The sequence below is a fragment of the Rufibacter hautae genome, assembly GCF_008271695.1.
GTDB lineage: Bacteria > Bacteroidota > Bacteroidia > Cytophagales > Hymenobacteraceae > Nibribacter > Nibribacter hautae.
In genome coordinates this window covers 1,396,214-1,411,196 of record NZ_VKKY01000003.1, presented here as the reverse complement: position 1 = coordinate 1,411,196, position 14,983 = coordinate 1,396,214, and the positions used below count along the sequence as shown (strand labels likewise).

At 49.1% G+C, this 14,983-nt stretch carries 15 protein-coding genes; 9 read left to right on the top strand and 6 right to left on the bottom strand.

What is annotated here, in order from left to right; all coding sequences use genetic code 11:
• The first annotated feature begins 18 nt into the window (after positions 1–18).
• Positions 19–270 carry a hypothetical protein gene (locus FOA19_RS22160; RefSeq protein ID WP_149093018.1) on the top strand — a complete coding sequence of 84 codons (252 nt, stop codon included), beginning with the start codon at positions 19–21 and terminating at the stop codon, positions 268–270.
• Between the two features lie 103 nt (positions 271–373).
• Here the strand turns inward: FOA19_RS22160 and FOA19_RS22155 are convergent, their stop codons facing one another.
• A complete protein-coding gene (locus tag FOA19_RS22155; RefSeq protein WP_149093017.1) occupies positions 374–1,468 on the bottom strand; it encodes a sensor histidine kinase in 1,095 nt (364 codons plus the stop codon).
• 162 nt (positions 1,469–1,630) lie between these two features.
• Between FOA19_RS22155 and FOA19_RS22150 the strand changes: the two genes are divergently transcribed.
• From FOA19_RS22150 to FOA19_RS22135, 4 genes are all read left to right on the top strand, one after another.
• On the top strand, positions 1,631–2,065 hold the full coding sequence (locus FOA19_RS22150; RefSeq protein WP_149093016.1) for a response regulator: 435 nt from the start codon (positions 1,631–1,633) through the stop codon (positions 2,063–2,065).
• 491 nt (positions 2,066–2,556) lie between these two features.
• Complete coding sequence (locus tag FOA19_RS22145) at positions 2,557–3,099, top strand: GNAT family N-acetyltransferase (RefSeq protein ID WP_149093015.1); 543 nt, start codon at positions 2,557–2,559, stop codon at positions 3,097–3,099.
• Positions 3,100–3,134: 35 nt separating this feature from the next.
• Positions 3,135–3,761: a class I SAM-dependent methyltransferase gene (locus tag FOA19_RS22140; RefSeq protein WP_149093014.1), complete on the top strand. Its 627-nt coding sequence runs from the start codon at positions 3,135–3,137 to the stop codon at positions 3,759–3,761.
• 225 nt (positions 3,762–3,986) lie between these two features.
• Positions 3,987–4,478: an ankyrin repeat domain-containing protein gene (locus FOA19_RS22135; RefSeq protein WP_149093013.1), complete on the top strand. Its 492-nt coding sequence runs from the start codon at positions 3,987–3,989 to the stop codon at positions 4,476–4,478.
• Between the two features lie 312 nt (positions 4,479–4,790).
• Here FOA19_RS22135 and FOA19_RS22130 read toward each other — a convergent pair whose 3' ends face one another.
• From FOA19_RS22130 to FOA19_RS22110, 5 genes are all read right to left on the bottom strand, one after another.
• Positions 4,791–5,384 carry a hypothetical protein gene (locus FOA19_RS22130; RefSeq protein ID WP_149093012.1) on the bottom strand — a complete coding sequence of 198 codons (594 nt, stop codon included), beginning with the start codon at positions 5,382–5,384 and terminating at the stop codon, positions 4,791–4,793.
• A 546-nt stretch (positions 5,385–5,930) separates the two neighbouring features.
• Positions 5,931–7,265, bottom strand: coding sequence for an NAD(P)/FAD-dependent oxidoreductase (locus tag FOA19_RS22125; RefSeq protein ID WP_149093011.1), 1,335 nt, complete (start codon positions 7,263–7,265; stop codon positions 5,931–5,933).
• Between the two features lie 298 nt (positions 7,266–7,563).
• Entirely contained in the window at positions 7,564–7,842 is a 279-nt protein-coding gene (locus FOA19_RS22120) for a hypothetical protein (RefSeq protein ID WP_149093010.1), read from the bottom strand.
• Between the two features lie 256 nt (positions 7,843–8,098).
• Positions 8,099–8,509 (bottom strand): SPW repeat domain-containing protein, encoded by a 411-nt coding sequence (locus FOA19_RS22115; RefSeq protein WP_149093009.1) that lies wholly within the window; start codon positions 8,507–8,509, stop codon positions 8,099–8,101.
• A gap of 850 nt (positions 8,510–9,359) precedes the next feature.
• Positions 9,360–9,566 carry a hypothetical protein gene (locus FOA19_RS22110; RefSeq protein ID WP_149093008.1) on the bottom strand — a complete coding sequence of 69 codons (207 nt, stop codon included), beginning with the start codon at positions 9,564–9,566 and terminating at the stop codon, positions 9,360–9,362.
• Between the two features lie 561 nt (positions 9,567–10,127).
• Here FOA19_RS22110 and FOA19_RS22105 point away from each other — a divergent pair.
• From FOA19_RS22105 to FOA19_RS22090, 4 genes are all read left to right on the top strand, one after another.
• Positions 10,128–11,390: a PRC-barrel domain-containing protein gene (locus FOA19_RS22105; RefSeq protein WP_149093007.1), complete on the top strand. Its 1,263-nt coding sequence runs from the start codon at positions 10,128–10,130 to the stop codon at positions 11,388–11,390.
• 681 nt (positions 11,391–12,071) lie between these two features.
• Positions 12,072–12,554 (top strand): YsnF/AvaK domain-containing protein, encoded by a 483-nt coding sequence (locus FOA19_RS22100; RefSeq protein WP_223809017.1) that lies wholly within the window; start codon positions 12,072–12,074, stop codon positions 12,552–12,554.
• Between the two features lie 69 nt (positions 12,555–12,623).
• Entirely contained in the window at positions 12,624–13,784 is a 1,161-nt protein-coding gene (locus FOA19_RS22095; RefSeq protein WP_149093006.1) for a YsnF/AvaK domain-containing protein, read from the top strand.
• A 219-nt stretch (positions 13,785–14,003) separates the two neighbouring features.
• Complete coding sequence (locus FOA19_RS22090; protein WP_149093005.1) at positions 14,004–14,930, top strand: alpha/beta hydrolase family protein; 927 nt, start codon at positions 14,004–14,006, stop codon at positions 14,928–14,930.
• Positions 14,931–14,983 lie beyond the last annotated feature (53 nt).

The following is a 14,983-nucleotide window of genomic DNA, read 5'->3' as shown; positions in this document are numbered from 1 at the left end:
ACTTAAAATCCGATAACCATGAACGTGCTCACCCTTAACCTGTCCGACGCGGTAAGAATAGAAGTAGACAACTCCTATACCGGCAAGGAGACCATCAAATACAACGGCGAAATTGTCTCAGAGAAGAAGTCGCTGTTGGGCGAGAACCACCGGTTTGAACGGGAAGAACAGGGGGAAATGGCCCAGTACGAGGTCCGGATCAGCATCAAGCACCTCACCCGCGTGGGTATAGATATCTACCGCAACGATAAAGTGATTCTGCTGAGTTAATCGCTCCCACTAGCTTTTAGGCTGTGGTGGATTTTTCTTCCACAACTAACCACTATTTCAAGCCACTTTTTAGGAAATCGGGCTTAAAACTGGGGCGTGTTCATCAGGCTTTGGGGACTTCCACGAAGAACGTAGACCCTTGTCCTTCGTGGCTTTCAAACCAGATGTTGCCCTTGTGCAGTTCTACAATGTTCTTGATGATGGACATGCCCAGGCCTACACTTTTCTCGCCGTGCAAGCCCTCACGGCGCGCTTTGGTGAACTTATCAAACAAGACCGGCTGCAGGTGCTCGGGAATGCCAATGCCGTCGTCGGAGATTTTGATGATCACGGAATTGTCCAGGTTCTCCAGAGAAGTGGTGATGGTGCCGGTGTCGTTCGTGAATTTAATGGCGTTGGATACCAAGTTGTTCAGGGCCTGCATGAACTTCATCACATCCAGGTAAACGTACACGGGTTCAGAGGGCAATTGGGCTACAAAGTTTTTCTCCAGCAAGGCGCCGCCCAGGTGCTGGTAGTTGTCCATCATGATGGTGAGCTTTTGGATAATATTCACCCGCTCTTTGTGCAGCACCACTTGCGACGACTCCAAAAACTCATTGTCCACGAAATCACGGATCATGTCTGATCCTTTCTTCGCGTTTTCCTTTATGTAGTCCATGAGTTCCACCGTGGCTGGGCTAGCAGACTCAATCTCGGTCTCCAGCATGCCCATCATTCCCTGGATGTTCTGGAAAGGAGCTGCCAGGTCATGCGACAGAATCTCTAAGGTGGAGTTCTTTTTTGAGTTAAATTTAAGGATATTGTTTTGGTACTCTTTCCGGAGGGTTACATCCTCGGCGAAGCCGCACAGGTAGCGCTCCCCGGCTTCTTCCAGCACCGTGACCGACAGGCAAACCCATTTAAGATTCTGGCCGGGCAACACCAGCCTTACCTCTATTCCCTTCTGGGTGCCTTTGCCCTGTAGTTTTTGGTACTGCTCCATCAAAAAAGAATGGTCGTCTGGATGCACCTGCTGCAACAAACGGGAGGCATCTGCCAGGGCTTCTTCCCTGGAAAGGCCAACTACCTCCCTAAAAGCCTGGTTGAGGTACTGCATCTGGTGTTTTCCGCAGTGGTAAATAAAATAAGCCTGGTGAAAGGTCTCGGCGGTCCGCTCAAGCAGGGCTGCATGCGAGACAGGTAATGTATTTTCCATTTCAGGTGAGCTGACTAGTCAAAGATTTCTCAAGCACAAAAATGCACTTTAATTGTATTAATGAAGCTATATATAGTTATGTTACAGAAATATGTTCTGGACAAAGCCGGAAATAAATAGTACCTTTAATAAATACCCACCTAAAAGCTTTCCCCCATAGCTATGTCAGAGGCCCAACAACTTTTCACTGCTTACCAAGACACCGGGGAAATCCTGGTGATTGACGATGACACGTCCAGCCTTTTCCTCATCAAGGATCTGCTCACGTCCATGGGCATGGGCACCAAGGTCACCACGGCTTCCACGGCGCAAGACGCGCTGGATATTTTGGCGAGCCGCCGCGGCACCAACCGTTTCCCAGAACTGCTGCTGCTGGACATCAAGATGCCCGACATGGACGGTTTCGGGTTTCTGGAGAGGCTGCACCAACTAAACCTTCCGCGCCACACAGAACCCAAAATAGTGGTGCTGAGCTACTACGGCAACAGAATGTACCAGGAACGCGCCCAGGAACTCGGCGTTTCGGCTTATTTACGGAAACCACTCACCCGGGAAAAAGTTTTAGACATTATCGGCTTGCGCAGCTACAGCAACTGATATTCCTGCTACACCGCCCAGTGCTTGCATCTCTTTTCCAACAGCCGCGGTAGCTTGGCCTGTTTTTACCCCGATTTTCCAAAAGAAGGCCAGAAAAGCCTATCAACCCTAACACCCTTTAAGCAAACCTCAGGGGACCAAGCTTCCGTATTTACCTACCATAAGGAGGCAGACCGCGTTCTTGTTCAGAGACACAAGGTGTAATGCATTGTATTTCTGCATAATTCTTTATCTTTAATCACGTACTCCACACTTAAACTGTACCACTATGGCCAAAGGAAAGTCACCCTCCAAAGAGAAAGGCAAAAAAGAACCTACCAAAAGCCTGAAAGAAAAAAGGGCGGAGAAGCAGCAGAAGCGAGACTCTAAACGCGATTAGGTTCTCGCTTCCAGAGGATGTAGCCTCTGGTATGGCACCTTACGGAAAACCCTTTCCCAGGCGGCCATACCAGAGGCCTTTTGCTACCTTTTTCTAGTAAACCTTTGCTTCAATGGAAAATCAGGTTTTATCGGTTAGGGAATTGGAGGAGCAGGACCTTGATGCCCTCATGCACTACTGGTTTGGCGCAGACAAAGCCTTTTTAGAAGGCATGGGCGTTGACCTGACCAAGATGCCAGACCAGGCCGAATGGCGCGAAACGCTTCGCCGGCACGTGCAGACCCCGCTGGAGGAAAAACCCTCTTACTGCCTTATCTGGCAAGCCGATGGCCAGGCCGTAGGTCACTCCAACGTAAACAAAATAGTACCCGGCCAGGAAGCCTCCATGCACCTGCACCTCTGGAATTCGGGCCTCCGGCAAAAAGGCCTGGGCACCGCCTTCGTGAAAATGACCCTCCCCTATTTCTTCCACAACCTTAAGCTGAAGAGCGTTTACGCAGAGCCGTATGCCCTCAACCCGGCGCCCCACCAAACCTTGGAGAAAGCGGGCTTCCAACTTGTGAAGGAATACACCACCACCCCAGGCTGGATCAATTTTGAGCAACCCGTGAAGCGGTGGGAAATGACGCAGGAACGTTTCAACTCGCTTGTTTAAGCCTATTTTCTGATTTTCGGCCTTAAAACACCCGCATGAACACAAGAGAAGCCTACAACACCTGGGCCGCCCAGTATGACACCAACCAGAACCGCACCCGCGACCTGGAGGGCCTGGCCCTGCGCACTACCCTGCACCCGCTTTCCTTTCAGCGGTGCCTGGAGGTTGGCTGCGGCACCGGCAAGAACACGCTCTTCCTGGCCCAGAAAGCCCGTGAGGTAACCGCCATCGACCTATCGGAGGAGATGCTCCAGAAGGCCCGGGAAAAAGTGCAGGCAGAACACGTGCATTTCACCCAAGCCAATATCCTGGGCGATTGGAACTTCCGAAGCGGCCACTATGACCTAGTCACTTTCAGCCTGGTGCTGGAGCACATCCAGTACCTGGACCACGCCTTTGAGCAGGCGGCCCACAGCCTTCTGCGGGGCGGGTACGTGTATGTGGGCGAGTTGCACCCTTTCAAGCAGTACATGGGCACCAAAGCCCGCTTTGACACGCCAGACGGTAGGCAGGAAGTGGAGTGCTTTGTGCACCCGGTCTCTGAGTTCACCCAAACCGCCAAGCGGCACGGCCTGGCCCTGGCCGATCTTAATGAGTACTTTGACAACAACGACACCTCCAACATCCCCAGAATCCTAACCATGCTTTTCCAGAAAAGATAAGATATACCCGTGTTTCTGGAGAAAAGCGCACCGTTTAGGACCCTTTTTTCAGAAAAGCAGCCTCTTTTTGCCGCTCTACTGCCGCTAAAACCCCTCTTGTCCTGATTTCTGCAAATTTTTCATCCTAAGAATCAGAGAGAACGAATGAAGAAGTCCTAAAACATAGTCATTCCTGAATGTATTACGTATGGACAAAAGTGAGTGCACTTCAATCAAAGCCATAACATGAACTTTACATCGACAAGAATTGAGGATATCCTGTTTGACGCGGCCCGCAAAGGAGATGTGGTGACCATTCAGGAGTTGATTGCCGAAGGGGTAGACATTAATATACAGAACGGAAGAGGCTTCACGCCCTTGATTCTGGCTTCTTATGAGGGAAACTATGAGGCCACCAAAGCATTGCTAGATGCGGGGGCAGACGTAAACATGCAGGACATGAGCGGCAACACCGCCTTGATGGGTCTTTGCTTCAAAGGCTACGCCGATATCGCCGAACTGCTGATTGCCCGGGGCGCCGACCTGAACATCCAAAACTACAGCGGCGGCACCGCCCTGATGTTTGCCGTGATGTTCGGTCGCCACGAACTCATGCGCATGGTCACGGAATACGGAGCCGACCAGACCATCAGAGACAGCCGCGGCCTTACCGCCTTGGAAATGGCCGAAAAAATCGGTAACGACGAGGCATTGAAAGCGCTTCACCACGGCGTTTAATCCTCACCAGAAAAGCCTAGACCGAAGCTTCTGGCCTATTCTTCCCACTTAAATTATACAAGAGCCCTCTTTAGGTAAGAAACCTGAGAGGGCTCTTTTTTGTGTGATGATTGCCTCCCTCTTCTTTAGCTTGCTTTACCCGCTTCCAAAATTAGAAAGCCTGTTTTAGAGCCGTTTCTTTCAAAACGGCTCTAAAACAGGCTTTCTGTACTAATTCAATCTTCTATAATTTTTGAGTTACCAGTAATCACATATGTCAAGTCTCACTTCGCAGGTCTCAAGGCCGATTTTCCTTCTCCACCAAAGGTAGTTTTACCTGTTGCCTCTGGAAGGCAGGTAGATCTGGAATCCTAGCCCTAAAGAAAGTCCGGTGGTACCAGAGCCCACATCAATGTTGGCATTGCTCCGCACTAGGTTAAGGGTCCCTTCTAAAGAAACGTTGGTAGCCACAAAATGCGCGTAGCCGGCCCGTACGCCGTACACGGTTGAAAAGAAAGCATCTCCTTCATTGTCTTTGAGGTTGCTCCCGGCAAAACCCACCAGGGCCTCGCCAAACCAGCGGTGCGTAGGCGCGGCTCCTTCCGGGAAGTAGTACCGCACAAAAGGCGTTAAGCCATAGCTGAAGGTTTCTCCCCCGTCGTATAGTTGCAGGCCCAACTGCACCTGCGCCCCAATGGCGGCGTTGTCGCTGATGAAAAATCCGGCCCGAGGTTCCACATCCAGGGTAAAGGTCTCAGATTTGAAATTATGCCCGATGGAGGCCAGGTCTGCTCCAATCATCCAGTTCCCTTGCCTTATAGCCGTGGCTTGCACGGGAGCAGTGGTTTGCGGCGCGGTAACGGTCTGGGCCATAGTACTACCTACTACAGCCATCACCAGAAAAAGAGTGAGTACATAGTTTTTCATAATATAAAGGATAATTTGTATTCTATTTGCAACGAGTTCATTTTCATTAAGTTGACGATTTGGACCAATACTTCTCAATGATCATGAATTTTGTCAGTTTAAAGCTATTTACAGAGAATACCCGCCAAGGTAGTTGCACAGATTTTAGTATAAGCTCGGAAGAACTGATCCTTAAAAGTTGATTAAAGAAAGAATCAGGCTACTAGAAGGGAGGATATCAGGGCTTGGGGAGTTAGTGCCTTTTGAAAGTGGAGGGCGACAAGGCGCCATCTGGATGGGGAATTTTTAGCGCAGCATAGAGACTTTAATTATGCGCCACACAGAAGGGCAACCACAAGGGATTGCCCCTACTTTGATCCTCTGGAAAGATTCGGTTACCTCTTCTATGGCGTGCAAGTTAAAAACTTGAACCAGATCTTTTGGGGAATGAGTTAGCCCTTGCTTCATCCATAATAGGCGGATTGCCGATAAGGCTGGTTATGAATTAGTTGCTTCGTCAAGCGTTAGGTGTCCGTTTGCCACACACCATTAAGTCAACTACTTTTCTTAAATAACTGCTTTGTGGGAGATGGTCTCGGTGATAGGAATGTTTTCTTGTTTTTTGCCCACAATAAGCCGGTTGCCGGAGTTGTAGGTGAAGTAGTTCCAGCACCAGTTGGTCATGACCGCTAAACGGTTCCGGAAACCGATGATGGACACCAGGTGGATGAACATCCAGATGAGCCAAGCGAAAAAGCCCTGCGATTTGAGTTCCTTCTTGAACAGCTTGAGATCAGCCACAGCCTTGTTCCGCCCGATGGTGGCCATGGAGCCTTGGTCTTTGTACACGAACGGCTGCAAGGTCTCGCCTTTGAAGAGTCGTACCAGGTTCTTGCCCAGTAACTCGCCCTGCTGCATGGCCGGCTGAGCCAGCATGGGGTGGCCTTGCTGATTCTCGGGAGTCACCATGGCCGCGATATCGCCGATGGCGAAGACGTTTTCATAGCCCACCACCCGGTTATAAGCATCTACCTGCAGGCGGTTTCCTTTCAGGAGGGATTCTGGCTTTAAACCCTGCACCGGGTTGCCCGTCACACCGGCCGCCCAGATAAGGGTACGCGAAATGAGCGTTTCGCCATTGTCCAGGGTTACGGTATAGCCATCGTAGGACTTCACGCGCCGGTTAAGCCAGATCTGCACGCCCATCTCCTCCAGAAACTGCTGCGATTTAAGGGATGCTTCCTTAGACATGCCTTTGAGCAATTCGCCGCCGCTCTGGATCAGGTGAATGTCCATGGATTTGAAGTCCAGCTCGGGGTAATCTTTGGGGAACACGTGCTTGCGCAGTTCGCTTAAAGCTCCCGCCAACTCTACACCGGTAGGGCCTCCGCCCACTATCACATAGTCCATGAGGCTGTTGAGTTGCTCATGGTCATCTAGCTGCAAAGAGTTCTCAAAGTTGCCCAGGATGGTGTTGCGTAAGCAATTGGCATCTTCCACGCTCTTCATGGACAGGGCATTCTGTTCCATTTGCTTATCCCCGAAGTAATTGGTGGTAGCACCCGTGGCGATCACCAGGTAATCGTACCGGATAAGGCCAATGTTGGTTTCTACCAGCTGCTCTTGGGTGTTCACGCACTCAACCTCGGCTAACCGGAAAAAGAAGTTCTGCTGGTCCTCAAATACTTTCCGGAACGGATGCATGATGGACTCGGCGTCAATGGCGGCGGTGGCCACCTGGTACATGAGCGGCTGAAACGTGTGGTAGTTCTGCTTGTCAATGAGGATGACTTGCACATCGGCGTGTCCCAGGGATTTTACCAGTTCCAATCCGGCAAAACCGCCGCCTATGATGACCACCTTCGGTTTACCGGTATTCTTGATTCGTGCGTATCTTGCCATGGTCCTCTGTCAAGGGATAAACTCCCTACTAATTGAGAATGGGAGCCGTTCTCTGCCAAAGTACGACAGATTTCTGTTTCTTCTCCGGGTTCGGGTAAAGTTTACGTGTTGCCCGCGCCGCAGTTCAGATTTATAGCCCCAGCAGATAGCCTGAGCAAAAAAAGCCCTGCCGCCTCCTTTACCCAAAGAAACAGCAGGGATTGTCTTTATCAGAAAAGATGCTTGGGACTTGGTAAACCTAGAACAGCATAGCAGCTTTTGACCAACAGCTGCCTCCTGTTCTTTACCAAGGGAGACCTTAGCTAGCTCTTCTTTTGGCTTCGGTTTGCATGACCTTCAATTCATCCTGGGCGGCCTTGAGGCGGCTCTTAGCGGCTTTTTCCCTTTGTTTGGCGTCATTGGTATCCTGCTCGGCCCGGTCTAACTCGGCTTTGAGGCTCTCAATCTGGCGCTGCTGCTCTGCCACAATAGGGTCGTTAGAGTAACCGCCACCCGGCAGAATAGCGCAACCAGACACCAAAGGGAAAACCAGGATCAGAATGGCTGATGCCAGCTTAGTATAAGTACATGATTTCATAGGCTTTAATATTAGTATTTATCCGCTTACGGTACTAGCAATGGGTTGTTTAGCGATTTGTTACGAGCTTTGCATTCTCATCCCCATTCACCTTAAAGTTTTTTACATGCTCAGCCACCAGTGAACGGGTTGTAAGTTTCTTTCCAAACACAAGTGATGGGGAAACAAAACAATATGAAAAGCTCCTGTTTAAGCCCCGGTTTCAGAAAACAGGCCCTAAACAGGAGCGGAAGTCAGGTTCTACGTAATGCCAGTTCTACAAATCTGGATGAGAGCCGGCTCTTCTTTTAAGGGTTCTAACCCGGGCAGGGTCCATTTCCTCTGGTCTGGAGAGCGTGCCTACTACCAGGCCCACCAAGCCCATGGTTAGAAAGGTATTGCGCGCTTTCACGTTTTCAGAGAATCCGAAGATCCAGGGAGCGGCCAGGGAAAACACACTGGTGGCAAAGTCAATGGCCAGGTGTGCTTTGTAAGGCATTACCTGTACGGCGCCCCACTCTGCTTTGGTTACCAACGCAGACACCAGGGTTGCGCCCCCAATGGCACGACAAAGCGTGGTTGCTGCTTGTTCTTCGGTAAAGCCCACAGATTCTGGGGCCGAGGCCACTGCGGGGATATAGGCCACTTCAGCGATGCCGTGCATGGGCCGGGTGATGGGTTGCCACATAATATTAAAGATTTTATAGATGAAACATGGAAGCTGCTAAACAACAGCCTTTTTTCGTTCCAATTTTGTACGAGACCAAGTTCGGTTTGTTTTTGCCGACTCTCCTTTTCCCTGTTTATAGTTTATGTTGCCTTTTCAGAAAACGGGCTCTAAACCCCAAAACCGGAATCAAACCACCCTTAAGAAGGCTATCGAAAAGTGGCAACCAGCGGCATTCTCAAACCATAGTACTCCAACCACCATTTTCTGAGCTTCGGCGGTAGTTACGGTCTTTCTATTCCACAGGACATGGAAATTATCTAAAAGGCAAGGTGAACTTCACGAAATTTTTGGGAGAATAACCGTGAGTTCGAGGTGGGTTTATATGCAAACCCGGACACGTAGAGGGTGATTTGCTCTTTTGGTTGCGAACGACAGCAACTAACGGCTCATTATTTTATCCCCACAAACAAATTCTAAAGACTTCTACCGCTTCTACGCTCATGCCGGCGAAGCCTGTTTAGCCGAATACAGCAACATGCGCCTGAAAATCGGCTTTACACCCGTGAATATGAATTCTCTAAATTCACCAGTCATTATGCCGACCTCAACTTCAGAACCACCTAGGTGAACAGAATTGTAGGGCATAAGAACCTAGACACGTTGAATCTAAGCGATGGTTCTTACAACCGCAGCAATAGCTTGGTTTCCACCGCTGTTCTCTAGCCGCTTCTCTTATATAGTACAAGTACGCAGCATATTCACGGCCCTACCTATGGCGGTTAGGCAGAAGGTCACCTTATACATTCCTTCCCTCTCGCCTTGGTGCAGATTCTAAAAAACGGCTTTAAAACGTCACAAAGCCCTAAACTTAATAGCCGTGGCTGGTAGATCTTAGCTCCAACCGGATCAGCAGGGTGATGCGCTCGCTTAAAGTATCACTGATGACTTTCAGTTCGTCTTGCGAGTACAGGTAAAAATCTAAACTATTGATGAATTCTACAGCGTCTGAGCAGGCCACTAAATCAGCTTTGCTTATGATGTGAAGCACCGTCTCCAAGGGTATCTTTTTCTCCATACAGTTTGCTCTTTTTGCTTACACGTTCAAACCAATTTAGGAGATTTTAATTCCAAATCAAAAGGAAAAATGCTACTAATCAACCATTTACAGTATTAACCACATGGCAAATAGGGCAAACCGTAGGTAAATTTTATACTATTTTAAAACCAAAATATTATTTATTTTATACAATTACCTATGATCAACCAAAGCAATATTGGTTTAAACAATTTAGCGCATGTTTTCTTAATACACCCGTAAAACTTATTTTAGTTTAATTATAATAATTTTAATAAGAAGCTAATTGCCAAATAAGCATGTTTTTGTATTATTTTTTCACTTTCTCCCGATTCAATTAAAGCCATTTTCTTCAAAGCAAGACCTAAAGTGATGCATACATACTCCAACATCTAATTCACCGGCACGTAAACTTCACTGTCCACTGCTGAATCCGTAGTTTGAAAACCTAAACCGCAACAGCACTTTACTTAACAAGTGCGGCAAGCAGGAGGAATCTTGATTTCTGGTCAGAAAGGATGAACAGAATTCTCAACCGTAAAATTTAATTGCCCAAAAATTATGGAAAGAAGAGACTCATCTGCCGCAAGCTATCACCTGAAAGAGTTAGGCGACAGCCGGTTTACGGTAGCCAAAGGCGATTCAGATATCAGGGGCTGGAAGGTAAGCGATTCTTCAGGCAACAACTTGGGCAAGGTAAAGGACCTACTCTGCGATCCCGAGGCACTTAAAGTACGGTACCTTATTGTGGATTTGGGAGGAAATGTGCTGGACCTGGAGCCTCGTGATATCCTCATTCCTATTGGCTTGGCAGAACTGCACGAGGCCGAGGATGTAGTCATGGTTCCGTCTATTACCACGGTCCAGTTGCAGGCCTTGCCCGTATATGACAAGCACCACCTCACCCCAGACATAGAACGGGCTGTACAGCGTATTTTCGTAGGCGAACATGTGCACGGCACGGCTCCTGCCCGGCAACCGGAAAACGCGGACTATTACAACAACGAGCATTTCAACCAGAACAACCTTTACCGCAACCGAAAACCAAAAAATATCATCGGGCTCTTCTCTGATGCCGGTCGCGCAGAACGGGCAAGGCAAGAATTGCTGCACAGCGGCTTCCCGGAAGACGCCATTGAGGTGACTTACCGGCAAGAAGCAGCGCAGGGAAGTAATGCATCTTCGCAATTTGAGCAATTCTTCTACTCTCTTTTCACCAATCCTGAAGAAGCGAGCACCTATGAGGCCAAGATGCAGAACAGCAATGCCTTGATAGTAGTGCATGCATATTCCCAGGACGAGGCCAATCGGGCCGCCCACCTGCTTGACAATCGCCGCCCTCCTGAACTGGACATTCAGGTAGAAAAAGCCGATTCGGATGCCTCAGTGACCGAGCACACTACACCGCATACATATAATTCAAATACTACTTCTATTCCGGTGATAGAGGAAAGGACTTTGGGCGGCAACCAGGAAATAGACACCATTCAAACACATGCGCAAAGGCAGACTGTAGATAACTACCTGAAGGAGGACACCCAACCCCGTGAGGAGCAACCACTGTTGGAGCGCATTCCCGTGGACCATCCGACCAATGAAGCAGATTTCAAAAGTTTCCAGGAGGGCTACCTTGAATTGAAAGAGTACGCCGAGGTGCCCATCATCACAAAAGAAGCCTTCGTGGTGGAAGAGATTACCATTGGCAAAGACGTAGAGGTGCGGGAGGAACTTATCCAGGAGACCGCCAGGAAAACGGAAATCCAGATAGAGGAACTAAGAAGTGACAGCGCGCACGAAAGACCGCATCCGAACTCAAATCTATAAATCAAATTTCTTCAACTCAGCCCTAAGGTAAACCTGTGCCAGATAAGCCAGCGCTGCCTTGGGGCTGAACTCCTTTATTATATAAGAGAGATTAAAGTTTAGCTTCATTTGGCTTTGCTTTTTCACCAGTTCACTGTTGATAGAGTTCTGCCAACAGTGGTGATTGCATGCCTGCAAATTAGTTTAGGGCGAAAGCAAACAATTGATGTACCATCTTCGGACTTTCCTGGCCAGTCTTCTAAATAGAGTAGAACTACTTAAGATAGAAACAAGAATAGACATTTCCTGAAAGTCACAGAAGCAACGGCAGTTAGAAAAGGCTTCTTGCAGTTCCTTGGGCTAAGTATAAAAACATCCTATAGTCTGCGTTTAAGGGCATTTTTAAGAATAAACACCTAAAACCACCCAAAAGAGGCCGTTTTCGCCAACAAACCCAATCTTACTATATTATAATTATTACATATCACTATATTCCCACACAATGCTCCTTTCCATTTTAAACTATTTTGATTTTCAGGAATTTACTTAACATTTTTGATGATTTTCTGTTTAACAGCCGTCACTTACATCTGAAGACTTAACACAAAGAATACAATTTTTTAATTCATTTTCAGAAACTTCGCTCCTCCATGCCCGTTTACTATAGTCCCAACTGCGGTTACTTAACCAAACAGAAAACCCATGGATCAGACGAGAGACTTAAATACCGGTTCATACGACCCCAGTAACCCTTCGCCACAAGGCACTGCCCAACGCCAGAGAGGAGAATCCATGACCATTCCGGTCATAGAGGAACGCGTGCACTTAGACAAACAAGTGGTAGAAAAAGGCAGCGTGCGCATCATCAAGGTGGTAAATGAGCAGGAAGTCCCCGTGAACATCCCCCTGATCCAGGAGGAACATGACATTCAGCGGGTACCCGTAAACCAGTATGTAGACACCCCGCCGCCGCCCATCCGGTACGAAGGCGACACCATGATCATCCCCATTGTACAGGAGGTGATGGTGGTGGAGAAACGGCTGATGGTGGTGGAGGAACTGCACATCACCAAAAACCGGGTACAGACGAATGACGTGCAGCACGTAAGCCTCCGCCGTGAGGAAATACGCGTGGAGCGCCTTTCAGCTGACCAACCAGACCAACAGGGCAACGCCCAAGTCTGACACTCAACAAGCTTATCCATTATCTATAACCTATAACATTCAATCATTCACTAAAACACACGTAAAACTATGGCACAAACAGTAATTGGAATATTCGACAACAGAACAGAAGCTGACCGCGCGGTATCAGAGTTGAAATCATTAGGCATCAGCGATGACCGGATAGATATTTCCAAAGGCAACAGCAGCAGCAGCACAACCGGCTCTTCATACGGAAGCGGTACCACCACTTCTGATTCTACATACAGCAGTGACACCACCTCCAGAGACCGTGACGACAACGACGGCATTGGCGGTTTCTTCCGGTCTTTGTTCTCAGACGATGATGACAATGCCAGCACCTACTCCAATGTGGCCCGCCACAGTGATTGCATTGTGACCGTGCACGCCCAATCAACCGAGGAAGCCCAACGTGCAGCCCGAATTCTGGACCAATACGGTTCTGTAGACGTAGACCAGCGCGCCACTGAGTACGGCTATCGCTCCGGTGGTACTTTTGGCGGCGGTGCCGATACTACGTATTCAGGCTCCACTACCAACACGGCGCTGTCAGATACCGGCACCGGGTATTCAGGTTCCAACAATGCAATGTCAGACACCACCGGGTATGCCGGCACCAGCGGTACTACTTCTGGATACTCCGATAGCACTACCGGGTATACAGATACCACCCGCAATGACTTCACTGACAATACCCGCGATGACCTCAACTCAGGCACCTCTATTCCAATTATTGAGGAAAACCTGGAGGTAGGCAAACGCGAAATAGAAACCGGCGGCGCCCGTTTGCGCAGCAGAATTGTGGAACGCCCCGTAGAAGAAAGCCTGCGTTTGCGTTCTGAGCACGTGCGCGTAGAACGCCGCCCGGTAGACAGACCCGCCTCAGACTCAGATTTCAGCAGCTTCAGAGAAGGAGAAATTGAACTGACGGAACATGCCGAAGTGCCTGTAGTAAACAAGGAAGCCCGTGTGGTGGAAGAAGTTTCTTTAGGCAAGGAGGTAGAGGAACGCGATGAAGTGATCAGAGAAACCCTACGCTCTACCGAAGTAGACGTGGATGACCTGCACACGGACCGCAACCGTACCGGCGGCACCACTACGGATTCCACCACAGGAACAACCAACACGGGAAGCCAGAGCCAAAGCCAAGGCTATGGCACCACTGGAAGCGGTTTCACTAATACTGACCGTGACAGTGACAGCTTAACCAAAGACCCAACCCTTATCTAAGGGAAAGGTTCATAAAACACAAAAAGGCGGCTACCCCTGGGTAGCCGCCTTTTTGTGTTTTATGGGCAGGTCATGTTTACCCCCAAGAGAATAGAAGGTCAACACCGCAAAAGTTCATAAATTGGAGCGGCCAGTTGAAAGTTCTAGAAAGTGTCTTCCAAAAAGCACCACTTTCTTTTCCGTTTTAGGCCTTATTTTCTAAAAACACGACCAAAACCTATGAGAGTAGCCCTGCTCCTGCTTGCCTTCCTTTTCACCGGAATGGTTTCCTCCGCCAACGCCCAGAAATTCACCACCCTCACCTATTACCAAGATGATACCCTGAAACTGGAACTGGACCTTTTCCTGCCTAAAAAGGCTGGCAAGCAGAAACTCCCTTTGGTTCTTTTTGAGCACGGCGGCGGCTTCTCGGGTGGCGAACGCAGCAACGGGCATAGTTTCAGTGCTTTCCTGGCAGAAAGAGGCTATGCCGCGGCCACCCTCACCTACACGCTGTACATGAAAAACAAAAATTATGGTTGTGACGGCAAACTACCCGATAAAATCAAAGCTTTCCAGTACGCGGCCAATCACTTCTGGCTCGCCACTGCTTTCTTCCTCCAGAACGCCGACAAATACAACGTAGACGTCTCCAAAATCTTCCTGGCCGGAAGCAGCGCCGGCGCTGAGGCAGCCCTCCACGCCGCCTTTTGGGATTATAAAACCATGAACCTGTACCCCAAGACCACTTTGCCCGCTAACTTCAAATACAAAGGCCTCATCTCGGGATCTGGGGCGCTCATGGACCTGAACCTAATCACGCCCAAGAACATTCTGCCGGTACTTTTCTTCCACGGCAACGCCGATCCCGTGGTACCTTACGGCACCGCTGCCCACCATTACTGCCCCACCAATGCCTCTAACTGGTTCCTGCTGCATGGGTCCTATTCTATTTACCAGCATCTGGTGAAACTGAACGGCAACACGCGCCTGGTTACCTATTGTGGCGGCGGCCATGAGTTTAGCGGCGAGTTGTTCCATAAAAACCAGCAGGTATTGGTGGATTTCCTGGAAAGCGTCCTGGCCGGCCAGAAAACCCAGGAACACTTGATTATAGCCACCGGCAAAACCGATGAACGCGCCAAAGCCTATCCGTTCTGTGATTAGCTAGATACTGTCTTCCCCAAACTGCTTCTCTAACAAAGCAAAAACAATAAACC